This window comes from Stenotrophomonas lacuserhaii, assembly GCF_014836545.1.
Classification (GTDB): Bacteria; Pseudomonadota; Gammaproteobacteria; order Xanthomonadales; family Xanthomonadaceae; genus Stenotrophomonas; species Stenotrophomonas lacuserhaii.
This window is the reverse complement of sequence record NZ_JACSQS010000004.1, coordinates 39,477-60,839: the sequence shown is the minus strand read 5'-3', so window position 1 is coordinate 60,839 and position 21,363 is coordinate 39,477. Positions and strand designations below refer to the sequence as shown.

Genomic DNA, 21,363 nt, shown 5'->3' with positions numbered 1-21,363 from the left:
CAAGGAAGCCGCAATGATCCGCCGAACCCTCGCTATTGCGCTGGCCACCGTCCTGCTGCCGCTGTCCGCCCATGCCGCCGACCTGCTGCAGGTCTATGAAATGGCCCGCAATGGCGACCCGCAGCTGTCCGCTGCCGAATCCACCCGGCTGTTCGACAAGGAAGGCGCCGTGCAGGCACGCGCCGCCCTGCTGCCGCAGATCAACGGCGTCGCCTCGTTGAACCGCACGCGCACCGAAGACCGCGGCAACAACACCGGTACCTTCGAAAGTCGCCGCCGCACCTACACCATCGATGGCAGCCAGACGCTGTTCAACTGGAGCCAGTTCAGCACCCTGCGCGCCCAGCGCGAACTGAGCCGTGCGGCTGATTTCAACCTCGATTCGGCCAACGACGACCTGATCGTGCGTACCTCGGCGGCCTACTTCAACGTGCTGGTGGCGATCGAATCACTGAACGCGGCCAAGACCAACGAAGAAGCCGCCAAGAAGCAGTTCGACTTCGCCGACAAACGGCTGGAAGTAGGCCTGGCGCCGATCACCGACGTGCATGAAGCGCGCGCCCAGTACGACCAGGCACGTGCCAACACCATCGTTTCGCAGAACACCCTGGCCGATGCCTACCAGGCACTGACCGAACTGACCGGCCAGCCGGTGACCAACCTGCGCGGCCTGCCGGAAGACTTCCGTCCGGAAGTGCCGGCCAACCGCGGCAACGTCGACCAGCTGGTGCAGAGTGCGGTCTCGCAGAATCCGGCGCTGAAGGCGCAGGAACTGCAGGTCAATGCATCCGAAGCCAGCGTGCAGGCCGCACGTGCCGGCCACCTGCCCACGCTTGCCCTGGGTGCCAGCGTCGGCCAGGGCGCGACCTGGGGTGACAGCACCGGTGCAGGCGGTCTGAGCCCGGATACGCGCACCAACAGCGTCGGCCTGACCTTGAACGTACCGATCTTCGCCGGCGGCGCCACCCAGTCCGCGGTCCGCCAGGCGCTGGCCCAGCGTGACATCGCGCAGGATGGCTACGAACAGCAGAAGCGTGCACTGGACCGCAACACCCGCAACGCCTACCAGACGCTGGTGGCGGGCATCAGTGAAGTGGAAGCCCGCCGCCTGGCGGTGGTCTCCGCGCAGAGCGCCTACGATGCATCGCAGGTCGGCCTGGAAGTGGGTACCCGCACCGTGCTGGACGTGATCCAGAACCAGCGGATCCTGTTCTCGGCGCAGCTGGATTACGCCAACGCGCGTTACACCTTCCTGCAGAACCGCCTGCTGCTGAGCCAGGCCGTCGGCGCGCTGGACATCGCCGAACTGCAGGAAATCAACCGTCTGCTGACCGTCGACGCCGGCAACCCGAGCACCACGGTCAACAACTGACCCAGGCCGGTGTGAACATGAAAAGCCACCCGCATGCGGGTGGCCTTTCGGGTAGTGACGGCCGCTGGCCGTCAATCGGTTGGGCGGCCTGTTGGGTGAGGACCGCTGGTCGTCACATGCAACCGGCCAACGCGCTCACCATCCCATGTTCACCGCTACCTGCGGCACGAACACCTCGCTGCTGTTGCGGCCGGCCAGCGACACCTGCGCGCCGGCGACGAGCGCGACATGGTCGTTCCAGTGGTACTGGATTGCCGGAACGATCGAGAACCGCCAACTGGCCGGATCGCGTCGGTACATCTCCTCGCTCCCCGTCGCCTTGGCCACCCTGCCGTGCACGCTGCCGGCGCTTTCACGCTCATGCAGCAGCTCGCCGGCCAGCACCCAGGTGGGCGACAGGCTGTACTCTGCCGCCAGCAGGCTGGTCACTGCCGCTCCCAGCCGCACCCTGCCATCGAAGCCCACCGGCGTGCCGAACGCGCTCTGGCCCCGCACGCCTGCATTGGCGCCCGGCGTGCGCCACAACGTACTGACGCGCATCCGCAGGTGCCCGTCAAGGAAGTAGGCCTGGCCGTGCAGGCCGAGGCTGGTGGCGCCCACGCCGGTTCCGCTGGCGACCGAGATCGGCCGATCTTCCAGCCGGTCGTGATGCCCGGTGGCGATGCTCTGGCGGACGGCCAGGGTCAGCGTCGGCCGATGCACGCCCTGCCCTTTGTACAGCCCGAACAGCGCGGACAACGTGGTGTCACCGATATCGAAGGCACGCTCGTTGGCGTCGTCCCGGTTGTAGGACGCGTTCAAGCTGGCCGCGATGGTCACCCGCTCATGCAAGCCGTACTGGACAGGCACGGCCAGGTACCAGCCGTCCGGACCACCGGCATCGCGACGGTTGCCTTTTTCGTCATACAGGCCGCGCAGCTGGCTGTTGATCAGGTAGGGCTCGATGTTGAGCATGCCCACCGGGAGTGGCGGTGCGGGGCTGAGCAGCGGGCCGGCAAAGCGCGGCCCCTCGGCGGCGGCGTGGCTGGGCAGCGTGGATGCCAGCAGCATAACGACCACGGTCCCTGCGGAACGGCGGTTGACGCGATCGGACATGATGTTTTCTCTCCTCGACACAAGCATCTGCCTGCCCTGATGACGCTAGGCGGACTTCCGCCACGCGGACATGCGGGAAGTTGGGGAGATGAGAATTTGAAAGCTATCGAATGTTCTCAATAGAAACAGGCAGCCTATTGAAAGCAGCGCGCGCAGCGCTAAACGTCGCCTGATCAATGTCGCATCCACCTTGTCTTGAGGCGAGAACAGCACGCCCCTCCGAGGCAGAAGCGTGCTGGCACGCACGAAACCAAGCGCATGCACCGCATCCTGCTTGACGCACCGGATCGAGGCCAACACCATGCGCCCACTTCATCGCCCCGGGGGCCCCTGCTTGGACAGTCACAGTAGATCCTGCGCTTACTGAGCGGACCGGACACTGCCAGGCAGGTCGCGTCCGCCAGGACGGGGCCCGGTGCCGCCCGCCGTGGGCGGCCTGAACTTCGAACATCGCATTGTTTACCTTCGGCCCAAGTGGGAGCCGCTGGCGTATCCGTCTGCCGGAGAACGACCATGCGCTTCACTTTCCTTCGCCTTGCCCCGCTGTTGGCGACCCTCTCTGCCAGCGGCCCGCTGCACGCTGCCGCGAGCCTGCTGGTGGACGATGCCGGCACCACCCCGGAAGGGGCCTGCCAGGTGGAATCCTGGACGCGCCAGCATGCCAGCCATCGGGAACTGACCGCCGTGCCGGCCTGCACGTTGTCCGGCACCGAACTGTCGCTGGGGCTGAGCCATCTGCGTGGTGAAGGGGCCGTGCCCTGGGCACTGGGTGCCAAACGCGCAGTGAGTCACTGGCACGACGAACGCCTGCAGTTGGCCGCATCCATCGAAACCGCGGGCGATGTCCGGCAGGGCGGCGCACGCAGCTGGTCACTGAATCTTCCGCTGAGCGTTGCACTGGACCGGCAGGCCCTGTCCGCCGCGCATTTCAACGCCGGATGGAGCCGATCACGCCACGAACGCGGCATCACCCTGGGCGCCGGGGTCGACATCCGGATCGCCCCGACGTGGTCGCTGCTGGCCGAACACGCACGCGACCCGGCCCGCCATCTCAGCAGCCAGCTGGGCATCCGCCGTCACCTGCCCGGCGAGGCATCGCTGGATCTGCTGGCCGGCCGCCTGCATGGCCGAACCGGCACGTCGTGGATCACCGTCGGCCTGAACCTGCCGCTGTCGCGCTGAGCGTCTCCGCGACGCGCGTCGCCCCCCGCATTCCCCCTTCCTTCAACCAGAAAAAAAGGAATCATCACGATGAACCGTGAAGAGCTGATGTTCGCCGTGCGCCGCTTTGCCCATGCACCCGACCGCGAAGGCTTCGCGACGCTGGTCCGTGCATCGCATCCCTCCGACCTCGCCGAAGCTCTGCTGTGCACCTCCGCGCAGTCACTGTCAGCGCTGTTGCTGCTGCTCGATCCGCAGCAGCGGGCCGACCTGTTCGCCCATCTGGCCTTCTCCCAGCAGGATGAACTGATCGCACTGCTGCCCCGGCAGGCCGTCTACGATCTGGTCGAGCGGATGCCCGCCGATGATCGGGCGGATCTGTTCAATCGTCTCGACGCGCTGTCCCGACCGGACCTGCTGGCCGGGCTGGATGGCGTGGAGCGCGAGGACATCCTTACGCTTTCCGCCTATCCCGAGCAGTCGATCGGCTCGGTCACCACGTCCGATTTCGTCGCAGTCAACAGCGCCCAGACCGTCACACAGGCGCTTGCGCATATCCGCACCCTCGCCCCCAGCAGCGAGACGATCTACTCCCTTTACGTCCTGGACGACCAGCGTCGACTGCAGGGGACCGTGTCGTTGCGCGACCTGGTGGTCGCCGCCGGCGATGCGACGGTGGCCAGCCTGGTGCGGCCGGACCCGGTCTCCGTACAGGCCGCGTGGCCGCGCGCGCAGGCCGCCGAGCTGATCCGCCGCTATGACCTGCTGGCCGTGCCGGTGCTCGATGCCGGCCAGGCCATGATCGGCATCGTCACCGTCGATGATGCGATGGACATCGACAAACAGCAGGATGCCAACCAGCTGGCCCGCTTCGGCGGCACGGCGGTGGCGGGCGGCACGGACCTGGACATGATGGCCACCCCGCTGCGGCGGATGTTCAGTGTCCGCGTGTTCTGGCTGGCGGTGCTCACCTTCTTCGGCATCATCACCAGTACCTTCGTCGCCGCGCAGGAAGAACTGCTCAGCCAGGCGATCGTGCTGGCCGCGTTCATCGCACCGATCGTGGACATGGGGGGCAACACCGGCAGCCAGTCAGCCACGCTGGTCATCCGTAGCATGGCGCTGGGCGAACTGGGACTCAACTGGCGGCATGTCCTGTTCGTCATCAAGCGCGAGCTGCCGGTGGCGGCGATGCTGGGCATCACCATCGCGCTGCTGGAAGCGGTGCTGGCCTGGTTCAGCAAAGGCGTGGGTGTCGACGTGCTGCTGGTGGTCGGCCTGAGCATGCTGGTGTGCACTGCACTGGGCGGCGTCATCGGCGCGCTGCTGCCGTTCCTTGCGCGTCGCATGGGCACTGACCCGGCCACCCTGTCATCGCCCCTGATCACTTCGGTGATGGACCTGGTTGGCGTGTTCGTCTACTTCGGCTTCGCCTGGGCCCTGCTGGGAGACCAGCTGGTCGGCGCGGGCGCCTGAGGCAAGCACGATGCGGGCGGGGCGCAGCGCATCCCCACGATGCGCTGCACTCCACCTGACGTTTCAGAATCCCATGTTGATCGCGATCTGTGGCGCAACCAGCGCGGTCGCATTGCGCCCCATCACGCCCACCTGCAGTCCACCGATCAACCCGACCCGGTCACTGAGGTGGTACTGCACGGCGGGCAGCACGGACAGCCGCCACATCGAGGGCCGTTGTCGGCGTTCGGCACTGCCATGTCCTTGGTCGCCGCGCAGTGTCGAGCCGCCGTCCTGTTCGTAAAGCACTTCGCCCACCAGCGTCCAACGTGGGGCCACGCTGAACTCCGCCGATGCCGTGGCCCCGGATCCGTGACCCAGCCGGATGCGCCCATCGAACCCGGTGTCGGTGCCGTACACGCTGCGCCCGCGCAGGCGTGCGCGTGCCCCCGGCAGGGTCCAGTCGACGCTGGCCCGTGCGCGCAGCCGTCCCTCGAGCAGGTAGGCCTGGCCATGCAGCACCAGTGTGGTGGAGGCCGCGCCGGTACCACTGCCGGGCACGTCGCGCCGCTCCAGCCGATCGTGGCGACCGGTGGGAAGCCGCTGCCGCGCGGTCAGCGCAAGGCGTGCCCGGTGCGGCCCGCCAGCATCGATCAGCCCGAACGACGCCGCCACGGTGGTATCGCCGGTGGCAAGCGCGCGGCTGCCGCCGGCCAGCCTGTTGTACTGCCCGCGCAATGTCCCGCCGACACTGAGCCGGTCGGTCACCCCGTACTGGATCGGGATGGAGGTGCTCCAGTGCATCGGCGCCGGGCTGCGCCGGCGATGGCCATCGCCATCGAAACGGGCCGCCGAGCGGCTGGAGATGACGTAGGGTTCGATGTTGAGAGCACCCTTCGGCAACGGGGGCGCCGGCGTCGCCAGCGGACCGATGAAATGCGGGACATCCTGCACGCCGGCCGCCTGCGCGCAGGCAGCCATCGACCAGAGCAGGGCGATGGCCAGGCGCACCCCACGGCGGTGGCGTGGCAGGCAAAGACGAAGCACCATGGCGTTCTCCACGAAAAGCAGGCAGATGCCTGTTCGTGGACGCTAGGACGCCGCTGCAGGGCGCCCTATCGGGCAAATCTGAAATGAAGCCGGCGCGGCCGATGCGTCGCCGCGACGGCCGGGATCGCGTCAGCAGTCGTCGGACGCAGCGCTGGAGAGCGGCGGCGGCAACTGCGGTTCCACCAGGGCGATCGTGCGCTTCAAGGCACCTCTGCCATTGCTGACCAGCGCGCAGCCTGCGCGTGCCATGTCTTCGCGCGCCTGCGCATCGGACAGCAGGTGCTGCAGGTGTTCGCCCACCGACTGCACGTCCTGTCCTATCAGCAGCGCATCGGCTTCGAGCATGCGCCGCGAGATTTCGGCGAAATTATGCAGATGCGGACCGGTGACGGCCGCGGTCCCCATCGCCGCAGGCTCCAACAGGTTGTGGCCGCCTATGGCCTGCAGGCTGCCGCCCACGAAGGCAACCTGGGCACACGCATAGAACGACATCAGCTCACCCAGGGTATCGATCACGAACACATCGCTGTCGACCTGCGGCCACTGCTGCGCGCGACGTGTAGCCACCTGCCAGCCCTGTTCGCGGGCGAGCGCATCGACGCGGGCGAAGCGTTCCGGATGGCGCGGTGCCCACAGCAGCAACAGCTGCGGATGCTGCACGCGCAGGCGCCGGTGCAGGTCGATGATCGCCTGCTCTTCGCCCTCGTGCGTGCTGGCGGCGATCCATACCGGTCGCTTCGGCGGCACGCTGCGATGGAACTGCTCGACGAAGGCCTGCACGTTGGGCGCGGCGATGTCGAACTTCAGGTTGCCCAAGGCCTGCACCTGCGCCGGATCGGCACCCAGCTGGACGAAGCGCGCGGCATCATCATCGGACTGCGCTGCTACCAAGGTGACGGTGCGCAGTGCACGCCGGATCAGCGCGGCCAGCAAGCGGTAGCCGCGCAGCGAGCGCGCCGAGAGCCGGGCATTGAGGATATACACCGGGATCGCGCGGCTGCGGCAACCGAACAGCATGTTCGGCCACAGCTCGGTCTCCAGGATCAAGGCCAGGCTGGGCTGGAAATGGTTGAGGAAACGCCCGACGCTGCCGGGCACGTCGTACGGTAGATAGACGTGGTCCACGGCATCGCCCCAGATCGCGCGCACGCGCTCCGAGCCGGTCGGGGTGATGGTGGTGACCACCCAGCGGATGTCCGGTCGCAGCGCGCGCAGTGCATTGACCAGCGGGGCAGCGGCGTTGACCTCTCCGACCGATACCGCATGCAGCCAGACACGTGGCTGGCAGCTCGAATCCGGATAGGAAGCGTAGCGCTCGTCCCAGCGCTGGAAGTACTCCCGCACCCGGAAACCGCGCCAGACCAGGTGGTACACCGTAATGGGCAGCAGCAGGTAGAGCACGGCCGAATACAGGCCGCGCAGGATCCATTCGACGGGGTCTTTGCGCATGCGGGAAGGATACGGGAGGGCCCGGTGAAAGACACGCGGCCCGCCCATGGGGCCTTGGTAGAATGGGGGCATGTCCGATGCCACCACCGCCCCCCGTCCTTCGCTGCGCGATCCGCGCAACTGGCCCATGTTCGCCGTGATGCTCGGCGCCTTCGCCATCGCCCGGCTGCCGTGGATGCTGCAGCGTGCGCTGGGGCGCGGCGTCGGCTGGGTCAGCTGGCGGCTGGCGGGCAGCCGGCGCAAGGCGGCGGAGGTCAACCTCAAGCTGTGTTTCCCGGAGAAGGATGATGCATGGCGCCAACGCCTGCTGCGCGACAGCTTCGATGCACTCGGCGTGGGCATTTTCGAGTTCGCCCGCGCTTGGTGGGGAAGCATCGCCACCATCCGCCCGCGCGTGCACGTGGAAGGCGTGGAGCACCTCCACAGGCTGAAGGCCGAAGGTCGTGGCGTGCTGCTGGTTTCAGGCCATTTCATGACCCTGGAAATGTGCGGACGCCTGCTGTGCGACCACGTCGAGCTGGCCGGCATGTACCGCAAGCACCGCAATCCGGTCTACGAATGGGCAGTGAAGTTCGGCCGGCTGCGCTATGCCACGGCGATGTTCGCCAACGAAGACATCCGCGCCAGCGTGCGGCACCTGAAGAAAGGCGGGTTCCTGTGGTACGCGCCGGACCAGGACATGCGTGGCAAGGACACCGTGTTCGTGCCCTTCTTCGGGCACACCGCCGCCACCATCACCGCCACCCACCAGCTGGCCCGCATGACCGGCTGCGCGGTCGTGCCGTACTTCCATCGCCGCGAAGGCGGCGACTACTACCTGAAGGTCGGCGCACCGCTGGACAACTTCCCGACCCAGGACGTGGAAGCCGATACCGCGCGGGTCAACCAGGCCATCGAACAGATGGTGCGCGAGGCCCCGGACCAGTACCTCTGGATCCACCGCCGCTTCAAGCGGCAACCCGGCGGCCGCAGTTCCTATTACGAGTGAATGACGGTCCGCGCGCTGCTGTGATCGTTCAATAGGCTGAGGTGGGGGAGGATGCTGGCTCCGCCGGGTTGGAGAGAAAAAGCAAAAGCAAGAGCAGAGCAGAAGCCAAAGCAAAATCCGCCGAGCATGGCTCAGCGCTACCGCTTGTGTTTGTTTTGCGTGGCAAGCGGCCACCGTACTCTATCGGGGGGGGGGGGGGGGGGGGGGGGGGGGGGGGGGGGGGGGGGGGGGGGGGCGTTGAGCGCCATGGATGGCGCGAAACGAGGCCCACAGGATGCGGCTCCTGCCGTCCCCCGATCAGCCCCACCGCCCGTCGCTCACACGTAGCGAGCATGGCTCGGCGTTACCGACAGCCGGCATGCGCTGAGCATGTGGAGCGGGTCTAGCCGCGGGAAACCGGCTCGTCCCGCGCCAGCAGGCTGCCCGCGAACAACGCCGCCAGCAGTACCGTGACCCCACCCCAGAACGTGGAATGGAACGCCAGGTGGGTATTCAACGGAAACACCGTGACCGCCAGCGCCAGCATCGCCGGCCGCGCCCGCTCACGTGCCGAGGGCGGCGCAAACCGCCATGCCCGCCACGCCTGCGCGGCCGCCGCCAGCCACAGCAGCAGGCCGATCACCCCGGTTTCGGCCAGGATTTCCAGCACGATCTGATGCGCGTGCAGCGCCGGTCCCGCCCCCCAGACACCGGTGCTTCCGGCCGCCGGATCGCAGCCTGGATAGGCATCGCGGAAGCCACGCGCGCCCACGCCATTGATCGGATGCGCCTGGATCATGCAGCCCGCCGCAGACCATATCCGGCCACGGCCGGACAGCGCCTGCTCGATGCCATCGTCATCGCCTTCCCACGCCTGCGCGGTGCGGTCCACGCGCTCACGCAGCTGCGGAACGGTGTAGGTCAGCCCCGCTGCCACCATCACCGCGAACGCGGCCAGCAGCAGCAGCCGGCGCCCGCCCATCACGCGCCAGCCGCTGTATGCCGCCACCAGCGCGAACGTCAGCCAGGACGCACGCGAGCCGGCCAACAGCAGCACCACGCCCACGGCAAGGGTAGCCAGCAGCCAGCCGACACGGCCGAAACGGGCCGCCACGGGCAGCAGCAGGAAGGCCGACAGGCTGGCCAGCACCTGGCCGAATTTGAGGTTGCACGGTCCCAGCGCGCCGCTCAGGCGGTCGGCAAGGGCGGCCTCTTCCGGGCTGCACAGCGGACGCTGGCTGGCCAGCTGCTTGAGCTGGTCCAGCGACCAGAACCACGGACTCGTGCCGGCGACCGCCTGCACCAGGGCATCCAGCGTCCACGCTGCGGTGATCACGGCCAGCCCGCCCAGGGTCAACGCGCGCCGGGCTGGCGTGGCCACCGCAATGGCGACCAGCCACATGAAAGGCAGGTAGCGCAGCCCGGCTGCGGTCTTGGTCCAGGCCGCTGAAGGATCCACCGCATCCAGCGCGGACAGCGCCTGCGGCAGCCAGTAGCCGAGGAACAGGATGCTGGTCAGCGCCCAGGCGGCCGGGCTGAGCAGGCGCGGCTGGCCCTGCAGGCGACGGGTGACCATGCGCACCGCCGCATAGATAGCGCCAAGCGCCAGCACCCCCTCGGCGATGCCGGGCAACGGCCACAGCGCGACGAACGCCAGCACAACCCACGGCGCCCAGCGGCCGGCGCGATCATCGATCACGGCGGGCAGCGGGTCAGCCGGCAAGGTCGGCATACAGGCGGAGGGTGTCGCGTTGCATGGCCTGCAGGGTAAACGGGATGCGTGTCGGCAGCGACGGGGGCGCCGCCAGCAGGGCCAGCGCGCGTTCACCCAGGGCCTGCATGTCGCCCAAGGCGACGGCGCCGCCGGGCTGCAGCTGGCGCAGCAGTTCGCCCACGCCGCCGTGGTCCCAGCCCAGCACCGGCCGGCCCACGGAAAGGGCCTCCACCACGGTTCGACCAAAGGCTTCGGGCTTGTCGGACAACTGCAGGACCAGGTCACTGGCGGCGTAGGCCTGGGCGATCTTCGAGGTCGGAGCGCTGATGTGCACGGCATCGCCGACCGCCAGTGCCTGCGCCTGCTGGCGCAGTTCCTGTACGTAGGCTTCGCGTCCGGGCTCGTCCGTGCCCAGCATCCACAGCTGCGCCATCACCCCGGCCGCATGCAGGCGTGCCAGCAGCTGCAGGGCGTGGGTGTGGCCCTTCAACCGGGTCCCGCGGCCGGGCAGCAGCAGCACCGGCGCGGTCACTTCCGCCAGCCAGGGGTGGTCCTTTGCCAGCGCCAGCCTGGGGCGTTTGTCGTGGCTGCCGACACGCGGGAACTGCGCGGTGTCCACGCCGCGCGGAATCACCTGCAGGCGCGCGGACGGCACCGTCGGGTAGTGCTGCTGGACGAAGCCGCGCACGGTTTCGGACACGCAGATCACCCGCTCACCGGTGGTCATGACCGCGCTGTAGCGTCCCGGTGAGTTCAGTCCGTGCACGGTGGTCACCCAGTGCGGGCGCTGCGCGGCAGGCAGCGCGCGTACGGCATGCAGGCCCAGCCAGGCCGGCAGCCGCGAGCGCGCGTGCACGATGTCCGCGCCGACCTCGGCGAACAGGCGCCGCAACGTCGGCATGTGGCGCAGGGTCAGCAGCGACTTGCGGCCGATATCCAGCGTGAGGTGCTCGGCGCCGCTGGCCAGCAACGGCTCGACCAGCCGCCCACCGGCAGACACCACCAACGCACGGTGGCCGGCCTGGACCAGCGCGGCGGCGATTTCCAGCGTAGAGCGCTCGACACCGCCGGAGTGCAGCGCCGGCAGCAACTGCACCACGGTCAGTCGGCGCATCAGCTCGGGCGCCCGATCAGTCGGCCAGCACGAAGACGGCGCCGCAATAGGCGCACTTCGCTTCCCCGTTGGGTTCGTCTTCGATCGGCAGGTACACGCGCGGGTGCGAGTTCCACAGCGCCATCTCCGGCGTCGGGCAGCTCAGCGGCAGGTCGCCGCGGTGCACGGTGTAACGCTTTTCAGCGTTGGCGGGAGCGGTGGCGGTATGGCTCATGGCGGGCATCGTGAATGGGATTGGCAGGCCTGCGATTCTAGCACCCGGCGCGACGCACGGTCGGCGACGGCGGCGGCCATGGCGTGTGGGCGGATGCGAATATTTGGATCGTTCCATATGGCGCGATGCACCAATTTGGATCGAACCAAATGCACTTGTCAGCGCCAACATGCGTGTTGCAGGATGGTCCGCGTTGCTCTGGGAGGAGACCGCAATGCCCCGTAATGCGTCTGACCGTGCGCGCCGCGCGCCGCTGTGCCTCGCGCTGGCCTTCGCCATGCTTCCCGCCGCCCACGCGGCCGCGCTTTCCACCTCGTTCGAGGCCGGTCAAGCGATGCCTGCAGCGGCGGCCAGCGGCGCGCTGAGCCTGCGCGTGGGGGCCGGCCCGGCAGACCCCTACGCGGCCAAGGCCGGCGCAGGCTACAGCGGACAGCGCGCCCTGCAGTACCGCAGCACCGGTGGCACCGCCCGCCAGGTGCTGCTGGCGACCGACCAGCAGATCGACGCCGACACCACCCTGAGCTGGATGGTGCTGCCCGAAATCGTGGACGGCGATACCGTCGCTTCCACGTATGTTTCGCTGGACCTGCTGCTTGACGACGGCCAGCGGGTGTCGGCCAGCGCCGTGCGTGACCAGCACGGGTTCGCGCTGGGTGCTACCGCCCAGGGCGATTCGAAGACGTTGTATCCGCAGCAGTGGGCGCACAAGGCCGTGCGCCTGGGCGATGTGCCCGCGTTGCGCGGCCGCCGCGTGGTGGCGGTGGAGCTGGAAGTGGCCAGCGCAGCCGGCAAGCCGGTGTCCGGCTGGATCGACGATGTGCAGCTCGGTGCAGCGCCTTCGGCGGCCCCGTTGCGGCCCTCAGACCGGGTACTCACCACGCGGGGCACGCAATCCAACGGGCGCTTCTCGCGCGGCAACAACTATCCCGCCACGGCGGTGCCACATGGCTTCAATTTCTGGACACCGGTGACCGACGCCGGCGTGCTGAACTGGCTGTACCGCTGGAACGAGCACAACGACGCCGACAACCGCCCGCGCCTGCAGGCGCTGTCGCTCAGCCACCAGCCCAGCCCCTGGATGGGCGACCGGCAGACCTTCCAGGTGATGCCATCGTCCAGCCGCGGCGTGCCCGAAGCGGACCGCGCCAAGCGCGCGCTGGCGTTCTCGCATGACCAGGAAAACGCGCGTCCGCATCGTTACGACGTGCGCTTCGACAACGGCATCGCCGCCTCGATCGCACCGACCGACCACGCCGCGCTGTTCCGCTTTGAATTCCCGGCCACGGGCGATGCCAACCTGCTGTTCGACAATGTCGATGCGCGCGGCGGGCTGACCCTGGACGCTGCCAGCCAGACCCTGTCCGGCTACACCGATACCCGCAGCGGCCTGTCCAACGGCGCCACGCGCATGTACGTGGTGGCGAGTTTCGACCGTCCGTGGCGCAGCAGTGGCACGCTGCAGACCGGGCGCCCGACCGGCTACATCAAGTTCGACGCAGGCAGCGATCGCCAGGTCAACATGCGCATCGCCACCTCGCTGATTTCGGTGGAGCAGGCGCGCCACAACCTGGCCCTGGAACTGAGCGCCGACGACGACCTGGAACGTGTCGCCGCCCGCGCGCAGGATGCGTGGGATGCGCGACTGGGTGCCTTCGACATCGGCGATGCCAGCGAGGACCAGAAGACCACGCTGTACTCCAACCTCTACCGGCTCTACCTGTTCCCCAATTCCGGCCACGAGAACGTCGGCACCGCACAGGCGCCGGAGTGGCGCTACGCCAGCCAGGCCAGCGCAGCGGAGGACTCCGACGGAAGCGCGGTGCGCAGCTTCGCACCGATCCGCGACGGCAAGGTCTACGTCAACAACGGCTTCTGGGACACCTTCCGCACCACCTGGCCCGCCTATGCGCTGTTCCGCGCCGAGGATGCCGGCACGCTGGTGCAGGGCTTCCTGGAACAGTACAAGGCCGGCGGCTGGGTCGCGCGCTGGTCATCGCCCGGCTACGCCGATCTGATGGTCGGTACCAGTTCGGACGTTGCCTTCGCCGATGCCTGGCTGAAGGGCGTGCGCGGCTTCGAGGTCGATACCGCGTATGCCGCGGCGCTGCGCAATGCCACCGTGGTGCCGCCGGATCGGCATGTCGGCCGCAAGGGCATGGACCGTTCCCCCTTCACCGGCTTTGCCAGCGCCGACGTGCACGAGGGCATGTCGTGGACGATGGAAGGGGCGCTCAACGATTTCGGCATCGCCAACATGGCGACCCGGCTCGCCGGCGACGCCCGCTCGACGGCGGAGCGCGAGCGTTACGCCACCGAAGCGGACTACTTCGGCCACCGGGCAGCGGCCTACTCCACCATGTTCGATCCGGCCGCCGGTTTCTTCCAGGGTCGCCGCGAAGATGGCAGCTGGCGCGTGGCTGCCAAGGACTACGACGCACGCGTCTGGGGCCATGACTACACCGAATCCAATGGCTGGACGTTCGCCTTCACCGCCGCCCACGATGGCGAAGGGCTGGCGGCGCTGTACGGTGGGCGCGAGGCGCTGGCCGCCAAGCTGGATACGTTCTTCGCCACGCCGGAAACCGCTGATCCCGCCTTTGCCGGTTCCTACGGCGGGCTGATCCATGAAATGACCGAAGCCCGCGATGTGCGCATGGGCATGTACGCCCACAGCAACCAGCCTTCGCACCACATCCCCTGGATGTACCTGTACACCGGCCAGCCGTGGAAGACCCAGAAGCATGTGCGCGAGATCCTGGCGCGCCTGTACGTGGGCAGCGAGATCGGCCAGGGCTACCCGGGGGACGAGGACAACGGCGAGACGTCGGCCTGGTATGTCTTCGCTTCGCTGGGGCTGTATCCGCTACGGATGGGCGCACCGGAGTATGCGATCGGCTCGCCGTTGTTCCGGCACGCCAAGGTCACCCTGCAGGACGGCGCGGTGCTGACCGTCAATGCGGCGGACAACTCCCCGGCCAACGTCTACGTGCAGTCCTTGAAGGTCAACGGCAAGCCGTGGACGAAGACCTGGCTGCCGCATGACATCGTCGCCGCCGGCGCCACGCTGGACTTCCAGATGGGTCCGCAGCCGTCGCGCTGGGGCACCGGCGAAGGCGATGTCCTGCCGTCGCTGACCGCACGCGGCCAGCGCCCTGCCCTGCTGCATGACCTGCTGGCCAAGGGCGCGCAGGCGCGGCTGGAAGACGGTCGCGCACTGGACGCGCTGGTCGATGACAACGCCACGACGGCCGCGCCGCTGGGCGCTAAGGCCACGGTGGTGTTCAGCGGCATCGCCGACGGTGCGCCGTCGATGTACACCCTGACCAGTGGCGAGAACAGCATCCGTGGCGGCGCCTGGACGCTGGAAGCACGTACCGCCGGCGGTCGCTGGACCACGCTGGATACACGCACCGCCGAGGACTTCGCCTGGGCCCGGCAGACCCGTCCGTTCCGCATCGCCAAGCCGGGCCGCTATGCCGAGTACCGCCTGCGCATCGGTGCGCCCGGACGGATGCAATTGGCGGAAGTAGAGCTGCTGGCCGCGGGGACGACACCATGAACCGTGCTTCGCTCCGCCTGCTGCCGGGCGCACTGGCTGCGCTGTGCCTGCTCGCCTCCCCTGCCGCGTGTGCCTTCGAAGCGACGCAGCAGCGGGGCGGCGTGACCCTGCGCTACCAGGACGCCCACGATGCGCTGCCGGAGGCGATGCGCCAGCGGATCATCGACACGTTCTTCAAGGCCTACGTGCCGCAGCGCGCCGACTTCCATCCGATGGCGCCGACGCAGGCCGCCATCGTGATCGATCCGGCATACGACGGCATCGCCTTTGTCGGCGAGAAGGCCATGGCGGCGACGATCACGATCAATCCGGCGTGGCTGTCCAAGCACCCTGGCGATACCGACCTGGTGACCCATGAAGCCATGCACATCGTGCAGGGCTACCCGGAGTACGCCAACGAACGGGTCCCCGGCTGGCTGGTGGAAGGCATCGCCGACTATGCGCGCGACCGCTACGGCGTGGACAACGCCGCCGCCGGTTGGGCGCTGCCGCTGGCGGTGAAGGACGGGCAGAATTTCGACACCGGCTACCGGGTAACCGGTGCATTCCTGAAATGGAGCGAGGCGGCCCATCCGGGCCTGGTGAAGGCGCTCGATGACGCGCTGCGCAGCGGCGCGTATACACCGGCACTATGGAAGGAGCAGACCGGCCAGCCCCTGCCCGCCCTGTGGGCCGCGTACGCTGCTGAAACACATCGGTAGAGCCGACTTCAGTCGGCTCATTGACCGCACTGCCGACTGAAGTCGGCACTACCGGTGTCGAGCAAGCTCGACACTACCCGCCTCCGCATCCTGTCCGAAGCAGAGCCCCCTTGTTGTTCAACGGGGCGCGCCAACGGCGCGGGGATAAGGGGGAATGCGCGGGCAGCGGAGGTTGAAGAGAAGGCCTCAGGCCTTCTTTTCAGCCTCCAGCTGCTTGCGGATCTGCGCATCCACCGCGGCGATCGCGGTCATGTTCAGGATCCGGCGCGAGGTCGCGCTGCTGGTCAGGATGTGCGCCGGCTTGGCCACGCCCATCAGGATCGGGCCGATCGCCACGCCGTCGGTGAACACACGCACCAGGTTGTAGGCGATGTTGGCCGCTTCCAGGTTCGGCAGCACGAACAGGTTGGCGCGGCCGCTAAGGGTCGAGCCCGGCAGCAGCTTCTGCCGCAGTGCTTCATCCCACGCGGTATCACCCTGCATCTCGCCGTCCACGTTCAAGCGCGGATTACGCTTGAGCAGCATCTCTCGCACCTGGCGCATCTTCAGCGCGTCTTTCGAATCGTGGCTGCCGAAGTTGGAGTGCGACAGCAGCGCCACGTTCGGCTCGATGCCGAACAACTTCATGCGGTAAGCCGCCTGCAGCGTGGCTTCGGTCAGCTGTTCGGCAGTGGGATCTTCCTGCACGTGGGTGTCCACGAAGAAGAACACGCCCTGCTGGTTGATCACACCGGTCATCGCCGAAGTCGAGGTGACCTTCGATTCCAGTGGCAGCACGCTGCGCACGTAGCCGAGCTTCTTGTGGAAGCGGCCGACCACGCCAGTCAGCAGCGCATCGGCTTCACCGCGCGCCACCATCACCGCAGCGATCAGGGTCGGGCGCGAACGCATCAGGTTCTTCGCTGCGGCCACGGTGACGCCACGGCGGCCGGTCAGCGCGTGGTAGTACTGCCAGTATTCGTTGAAGCGCGGGTCATCGTTGATGTTGGTGACCTGGATGTTCTCGCCGATCTTCAGGCGCAGGCCCAAGCGTTCGATGCGCGCCTCGATGACGTCCGGGCGGCCGATCAGGATCGGATGCGCCAGGTCCTCGTCGACCACGTTCTGCACCGCCTGCAGCACCACTTCTTCCTCGCCTTCGGCGTACACCACGCGCTGCTTGTCGGTGCGCGCGCGGTCGTACACCGGCTTCATCATCAAGCTGGTGCGGTAGACGAACTCGGACAGCTTCTGGCGGTAGGCGGCCATGTCGGCGATCGGCCGGGTGGCCACGCCGGAATCCATCGCCGCCTGTGCCACGGCGGCGGACAACTCGACCAGCAGGCGGCGGTCGAAGGGGCGCGGAATCAGGTATTCGCGGCCGAAGCTCGGGGTGTCACCGCCGTAGGCCGAGCCCATGTCGGTGGCCGCACGACGCGCCAGCGCGGCGATGGCGCGCACGCAGGCGATCTTCATGTCTTCGTTGATCGCGGTGGCGCCCACGTCCAGCGCACCGCGGAACAGGTAAGGGAAGCACAGGACGTTGTTGACCTGGTTCGGGTAGTCCGAACGACCGGTGCCGATGATCGCGTCGGTACGGACCGCGCGCACGTCTTCGGGCATGATTTCCGGGGTCGGGTTGGCCAGCGCGAAGATCACCGGATCCGGCGCCATGGTCTTGACCATGTCGGCAGTCAGGATGCCCGGCGCCGACAGACCCAGGAAGATGTCCGCGCCGTCGACGATCTCGGACAGGGTGCGCTTGTCGGTATCACGCGCGTAGCGCGCCTTTTCCGGATCCAGGTCGGTGCGGCCGGTGTGGATCACGCCGTCGCGGTCGAAGGCCAGGATGTTTTCCGGCTTCAGGCCCAGCTGCACCAGCATGTTGACGCAGGAGATGCCGGCCGCGCCCATGCCCGTGGTCGCCAGCTTCACTTCTTCGATCTTCTTGCCGGTGATCGCCATGGCGTTCAGCACCGCCGCACCGACGATGATCGCCGTGCCGTGCTGGTCATCATGGAACACCGGGATCTTCATCCGCTCGCGCAGCTTGCGCTCGACGATGAAGCATTCCGGCGCCTTGATGTCTTCCAGGTTGATGCCACCGAAGGTCGGCTCCAGCGAGGCGATGATGTCGACCAGTTTGTCCGGGTCCAGCTCGTCGATTTCGATGTCGAACACATCAATGCCGGCGAACTTCTGGAACAGCACGCCCTTGCCTTCCATCACCGGCTTGCCGGCCAGCGGGCCGATGTTGCCCAGGCCCAGCACGGCGGTGCCATTGGAAATCACCGCCACCAGGTTGCCGCGGGCGGTGAGCTCGCTGGCCTGCTGCGGGTCGGCCATGATCGCTTCACAGGCGTAGGCAACGCCGGGCGAATAGGCCAACGACAGATCACGCTGGGTCAGCATCGGCTTGGTCGCCGTGACCTTGATCTTGCCCGGCGGCGACATGCGGTGGTAATCGAGGGCGGCCTGTTTGAAATCTTCTTTGGACATCGACGTTGGGCACATGAATGGGCAAGAGGGACAGGGGATCATACCCCCGTTGTACGAGCTGGACCTGTCGCGGGGCTGTCGCGCGCGTGCTGCAGCGCACCAACCCTGCCGGTTCCAGCGTGCCGCCAAGCATCGCGCTGCGCCCCTGCGCGGGTGTGACAACGAATGCCTGGCAGCGCGGAAAAAGCTGCGGGGCCACGTCATTGCTGACGGGCCCCGCATCCTGACGTGGAAGGGTCAGATCTTGGCAGAGGCGAGCGGCAGGGCAGCATCGACCGGCGCCGGAAGCTCACTTTCGCGGCCATCCAGCGCCAGCTTCAGGCGGTCGCGGTCCAGTGCGCCTTCCCAGCGCGAGACCACCACGGTGGCCACCGCGTTGCCGATGAAGTTGGTCAGCGAGCGGCACTCGCTCATGAAGCGGTCCACGCCGAGGATCAGCGCCATGCCGGCCACCGGCACTTCCGGCACCACGGCCAGCGTCGCGGCAAGGGTGATGAAGCCGGCACCGGTGACGCCGGCGGCGCCCTTGGAGCTCAGCATCGCCACCAGCAGCAGGGCGATCTGGTGCCCCAGGCTCAGCTCGGTGTTGGTGGCCTGGGCGATGAACAGCGCCGCCAGGGTCATGTAGATGTTGGTGCCGTCCAGGTTGAACGAATAGCCGGTGGGAACCACCAGGCCGACCACCGACTTGCTGCAGCCGGCGCGTTCCATCTTTTCCATCAGCGAGGGCAGCGCGGACTCGGAAGAGGACGTGCCCAGCACCAGCAGCAGTTCGGCCTTCAGGTAGCGCGCCAGCTTGAACACCGAGAAGCCGCAGAGGCGGGCCACCGCGCCCAGGATCACCACCACGAACAGGAAGGCGGTCAGGTAGAACGAGCCGACCAGCCAGGCCAGGTTGATCAGCGAGCCGACGCCATACTTGCCGATGGTGAAGGCGATGGCGCCGAAGGCACCGATCGGGGCGGCGCGCATCAGGATATGCACCAGCTTGAACACCGGGGCGACCAGCGCCTCCAGGAAGTTCAGCACCGGCTTGCCCTTCTCGCCCACCAGCGCCAGCGCGATGCCGAACAGCACCGCCACGAACAGCACCTGCAGGATGTTGCCATCCACGAACGCGCTGACCAGCGTCTTGGGGATGATGTCCATCGCGAAGCCGACCAGGGTGAGCTCATGCGACTTCTGCACGTAGCTGTTGACCGCGGTCTGGTCCAGGTCGGCCGGGTTGATGTTCATGCCTGCGCCCGGCTGCACCACGTGCGCCACGATCATGCCCACCACCAGTGCCAGCGTGGAGAAGAACATGAAGTACGCCATCGCCTTGGCGAAGACCCGGCCCACGGTGCGCAGGTGGGTCATGCCGGCGATGCCGGTGACGATGGTCAGGAAGATGACCGGGGCGATGATCATCTTCACCAGGTTGATGAATGCATCACCCAGCGGCTTCATCTTTTCGCCGACCAGCGGCTCGTAGTGGCCAAGGACGGCACCCAGGATGATGGCGACCACCACCTGGAAATACAGCTGGCGATAGAACGGCAGCGGCTTGGTCGGCACCGGGGAAGCGGCGGGAACGTGCATGGCGGGCTCCGGAAGGGACTGATGACGGCAACGCTACGAAGAACAGGTGACGCAGCATCGGATGGCGCCCTTTGTACGCCGCGCGGACGCATCAGCAGATAACCTATTGGTACTACCCCCCCGGTTCAGGCTGCCCGAAGGGCGTTTCTGCCCCTACACTGCGCCGGTCGCAACGACCCCGCCCCGCCGGGTGATCGTGTAGCTCCACCTTTCCCGAATAGAGATCCGCCGTCCCATGCGAATGACCCCGACCCTGCTTGCCCTGTCCCTGGCCGCCAGCCCGCTGCTGGCCAACGCCGCCGGTTTTGACAACTGGCCGACCAAGGTGTCGTTCGCTGATGGCACCGAGCTGGCCGCCACCGGCAACATCGCCTACGACTGGAACAACTTCTCCGGCGACATCGAAAACGCCGATGCCGTGCGCCGCAAGGAATTCGGCGCCACGCTGAAGAAGAAGGGCGTGTATGACGCCATGGTGTACTACGACTTCCAGTCCGATACCTGGCTGGACGTGTACCTGCGCCTGGAAAGCAAGGCGTTCGTCGGCCAGGACATCGGCAAGTTCCGCTTCGGTTACATGAAGACCCCGGTCGGCCTGGATGCGGTGACCAGCTCGCGCGCCGGCAGCTTCATGGAATTCGCGATGCCGGTGCAGGCCTTCTACGCCGGTCGCCGTACCGGCGTGGACTGGATGCTGGAGCGCCCGGCCTACCTGCTGCAGGCCGGCCTGTACGGTGGCAAGGACCTGCAGGGCGACAACCCCGGCACCATGCAGGCGGTGCGTGCGGTGTGGACGCCGGTCAAGGCCGAAGCCAACGTGCTGCACCTGGGCCTGGCGCTGTCGCAGGAAAACCCGCGTGGCTGGCGTGATGGCCGCGACGTGCACCACGAAGCGACCGCGCGTTTCCGCGCGCGTCCGGAGGCCGGCCTGACCGACCTTCGCCTGGTCGATTCCGGTGCGCTGGTCACCGCCGACAAGGTCAACCGCGCCGGTCTGGAAGGCATCTTCATCCGCGGCCCGTTCTCGGTCCAGGCCGAAGCGTTGCAGGCCACCATCACCCGCGAAGGCAAGCCGGATTACACCGGCAACGGCCAGTACGTGATGGGCAGCTGGGTGCTGACCGGCGAATCGCGCGGCTACAGCAGCGGCAGCGTGTCCAACGTCAAGCCGGCGCGTGACTACGGCGCGGTGGAAGTGCTGGCGCGCTACAGCCGGCTGGACCTGGACGACGCCGACGTGCTCGGTGGCCGTGAACACAACTGGACCCTGGGTGCCAACTGGTACCTGACCAGCCACTTCAAGTTCCAGGCCAACTACATCAAGGCCGATGCCAGCCGTCGCGGCGTGCATACCAAGCCGGAAATCTTCGAAGTCCGCGCCCAGATGCATTTCTGAGCCGGGCCGGGTGACTGAGCGGGTCATCGACCCGCTCTGCCCTTAGACTCTGTCCGC

16 protein-coding genes are annotated in these 21,363 nt (G+C 67.5%); 7 read left to right on the top strand and 9 right to left on the bottom strand.

Features of this window, described 5'->3' with window-relative positions; translation table 11 throughout:
* Positions 1-13 precede the first annotated feature (13 nt).
* Positions 14-1,372 (top strand): TolC family outer membrane protein, encoded by a 1,359-nt coding sequence (locus tag H9654_RS05725; protein WP_191769720.1) that lies wholly within the window; start codon positions 14-16, stop codon positions 1,370-1,372.
* A gap of 135 nt (positions 1,373-1,507) precedes the next feature.
* On the opposite strand, the gene H9654_RS05720 is transcribed toward H9654_RS05725, so the two are convergent.
* Both H9654_RS05720 and H9654_RS05715 read right to left on the bottom strand, forming a co-directional pair.
* Positions 1,508-2,467, bottom strand: a complete 960-nt coding sequence (locus H9654_RS05720; RefSeq protein WP_191769718.1) for a hypothetical protein — start codon at positions 2,465-2,467, stop codon at positions 1,508-1,510.
* Between the two features lie 45 nt (positions 2,468-2,512).
* The gene (locus H9654_RS05715; RefSeq protein WP_191769717.1) at positions 2,513-2,770 is read right to left on the bottom strand and encodes a hypothetical protein; all 258 of its coding nucleotides are present in this window, start codon (positions 2,768-2,770) and stop codon (positions 2,513-2,515) included.
* 210 nt (positions 2,771-2,980) lie between these two features.
* Between H9654_RS05715 and H9654_RS05710 the strand changes: the two genes are divergently transcribed.
* Together H9654_RS05710 and mgtE are read left to right on the top strand one after the other, a co-directional pair.
* Complete coding sequence (locus tag H9654_RS05710) at positions 2,981-3,649, top strand: hypothetical protein (protein WP_191769715.1); 669 nt, start codon at positions 2,981-2,983, stop codon at positions 3,647-3,649.
* 69 nt (positions 3,650-3,718) lie between these two features.
* The gene (mgtE, locus tag H9654_RS05705) at positions 3,719-5,104 is read left to right on the top strand and encodes a magnesium transporter (protein ID WP_191769713.1); all 1,386 of its coding nucleotides are present in this window, start codon (positions 3,719-3,721) and stop codon (positions 5,102-5,104) included.
* A 63-nt stretch (positions 5,105-5,167) separates the two neighbouring features.
* Here the strand turns inward: mgtE and H9654_RS05700 are convergent, their stop codons facing one another.
* Together H9654_RS05700 and waaA are read right to left on the bottom strand one after the other, a co-directional pair.
* Entirely contained in the window at positions 5,168-6,133 is a 966-nt protein-coding gene (locus tag H9654_RS05700) for a hypothetical protein (RefSeq protein ID WP_191769711.1), read from the bottom strand.
* Positions 6,134-6,262: 129 nt separating this feature from the next.
* Positions 6,263-7,582 carry a lipid IV(A) 3-deoxy-D-manno-octulosonic acid transferase gene (gene waaA / locus H9654_RS05695; RefSeq protein WP_191769709.1) on the bottom strand — a complete coding sequence of 440 codons (1,320 nt, stop codon included), beginning with the start codon at positions 7,580-7,582 and terminating at the stop codon, positions 6,263-6,265.
* 70 nt (positions 7,583-7,652) lie between these two features.
* Here waaA and H9654_RS05690 point away from each other — a divergent pair, with 70 nt between their 5' ends.
* On the top strand, positions 7,653-8,570 hold the full coding sequence (locus H9654_RS05690; RefSeq protein WP_191769707.1) for an LpxL/LpxP family Kdo(2)-lipid IV(A) lauroyl/palmitoleoyl acyltransferase: 918 nt from the start codon (positions 7,653-7,655) through the stop codon (positions 8,568-8,570).
* Positions 8,571-8,952: 382 nt separating this feature from the next.
* Here the strand turns inward: H9654_RS05690 and H9654_RS05685 are convergent, their stop codons facing one another.
* From H9654_RS05685 to H9654_RS05675, 3 genes are read right to left on the bottom strand one after another with little or no spacing between them, the layout of a single operon-like run.
* Positions 8,953-10,281: an O-antigen ligase family protein gene (locus tag H9654_RS05685; RefSeq protein WP_191769705.1), complete on the bottom strand. Its 1,329-nt coding sequence runs from the start codon at positions 10,279-10,281 to the stop codon at positions 8,953-8,955.
* A complete protein-coding gene (locus H9654_RS05680) occupies positions 10,262-11,377 on the bottom strand; it encodes a glycosyltransferase (RefSeq protein WP_191769704.1) in 1,116 nt (371 codons plus the stop codon). Before H9654_RS05680 ends, H9654_RS05685 begins: the two co-directional genes overlap by 20 nt.
* 16 nt (positions 11,378-11,393) lie before the next feature.
* Positions 11,394-11,591: a zinc-finger domain-containing protein gene (locus H9654_RS05675; RefSeq protein ID WP_042614687.1), complete on the bottom strand. Its 198-nt coding sequence runs from the start codon at positions 11,589-11,591 to the stop codon at positions 11,394-11,396.
* Positions 11,592-11,805: 214 nt separating this feature from the next.
* Here H9654_RS05675 and H9654_RS05670 point away from each other — a divergent pair, with 214 nt between their 5' ends.
* Together H9654_RS05670 and H9654_RS05665 are read left to right on the top strand one after the other, a co-directional pair.
* Entirely contained in the window at positions 11,806-15,150 is a 3,345-nt protein-coding gene (locus H9654_RS05670; protein ID WP_191769702.1) for a GH92 family glycosyl hydrolase, read from the top strand.
* On the top strand, positions 15,147-15,851 hold the full coding sequence (locus H9654_RS05665) for a basic secretory protein-like protein (protein ID WP_191769700.1): 705 nt from the start codon (positions 15,147-15,149) through the stop codon (positions 15,849-15,851). The genes H9654_RS05670 and H9654_RS05665 overlap by 4 nt, the downstream gene beginning before the upstream one ends.
* Before the next feature lie 186 nt (positions 15,852-16,037).
* On the opposite strand, the gene H9654_RS05660 is transcribed toward H9654_RS05665, so the two are convergent.
* Positions 16,038-18,329, bottom strand: coding sequence for an NADP-dependent malic enzyme (locus H9654_RS05660; protein WP_191769699.1), 2,292 nt, complete (start codon positions 18,327-18,329; stop codon positions 16,038-16,040).
* A gap of 237 nt (positions 18,330-18,566) precedes the next feature.
* On the bottom strand, positions 18,567-19,910 hold the full coding sequence (locus H9654_RS05655) for a dicarboxylate/amino acid:cation symporter (protein ID WP_191769697.1): 1,344 nt from the start codon (positions 19,908-19,910) through the stop codon (positions 18,567-18,569).
* Between the two features lie 235 nt (positions 19,911-20,145).
* Here H9654_RS05655 and H9654_RS05650 point away from each other — a divergent pair, with 235 nt between their 5' ends.
* Positions 20,146-21,306: an OprO/OprP family phosphate-selective porin gene (locus H9654_RS05650; RefSeq protein WP_042614682.1), complete on the top strand. Its 1,161-nt coding sequence runs from the start codon at positions 20,146-20,148 to the stop codon at positions 21,304-21,306.
* Positions 21,307-21,363 lie beyond the last annotated feature (57 nt).

Coding starts and splice junctions, on each gene's coding strand:
- H9654_RS05660 (WP_191769699.1), bottom strand. CDS start 18,329: ATGTCCAAAGAAGATTTCAAACAGGCCGCCCTCGATTACCACCGCATG.
- H9654_RS05680 (WP_191769704.1), bottom strand. CDS start 11,377: ATGCGCCGACTGACCGTGGTGCAGTTGCTGCCGGCGCTGCACTCCGGC.
- H9654_RS05685 (WP_191769705.1), bottom strand. CDS start 10,281: ATGCCGACCTTGCCGGCTGACCCGCTGCCCGCCGTGATCGATGATCGC.
- H9654_RS05670 (WP_191769702.1), top strand. CDS start 11,806: ATGCCCCGTAATGCGTCTGACCGTGCGCGCCGCGCGCCGCTGTGCCTC.
- H9654_RS05650 (WP_042614682.1), top strand. CDS start 20,146: ATGCGAATGACCCCGACCCTGCTTGCCCTGTCCCTGGCCGCCAGCCCG.
- H9654_RS05675 (WP_042614687.1), bottom strand. CDS start 11,591: ATGAGCCATACCGCCACCGCTCCCGCCAACGCTGAAAAGCGTTACACC.
- H9654_RS05710 (WP_191769715.1), top strand. CDS start 2,981: ATGCGCTTCACTTTCCTTCGCCTTGCCCCGCTGTTGGCGACCCTCTCT.
- H9654_RS05725 (WP_191769720.1), top strand. CDS start 14: ATGATCCGCCGAACCCTCGCTATTGCGCTGGCCACCGTCCTGCTGCCG.
- waaA (WP_191769709.1), bottom strand. CDS start 7,582: ATGCGCAAAGACCCCGTCGAATGGATCCTGCGCGGCCTGTATTCGGCC.
- mgtE (WP_191769713.1), top strand. CDS start 3,719: ATGAACCGTGAAGAGCTGATGTTCGCCGTGCGCCGCTTTGCCCATGCA.
- H9654_RS05655 (WP_191769697.1), bottom strand. CDS start 19,910: ATGCACGTTCCCGCCGCTTCCCCGGTGCCGACCAAGCCGCTGCCGTTC.
- H9654_RS05690 (WP_191769707.1), top strand. CDS start 7,653: ATGTCCGATGCCACCACCGCCCCCCGTCCTTCGCTGCGCGATCCGCGC.
- H9654_RS05700 (WP_191769711.1), bottom strand. CDS start 6,133: ATGGTGCTTCGTCTTTGCCTGCCACGCCACCGCCGTGGGGTGCGCCTG.
- H9654_RS05720 (WP_191769718.1), bottom strand. CDS start 2,467: ATGTCCGATCGCGTCAACCGCCGTTCCGCAGGGACCGTGGTCGTTATG.
- H9654_RS05665 (WP_191769700.1), top strand. CDS start 15,147: ATGAACCGTGCTTCGCTCCGCCTGCTGCCGGGCGCACTGGCTGCGCTG.
- H9654_RS05715 (WP_191769717.1), bottom strand. CDS start 2,770: ATGGTGTTGGCCTCGATCCGGTGCGTCAAGCAGGATGCGGTGCATGCG.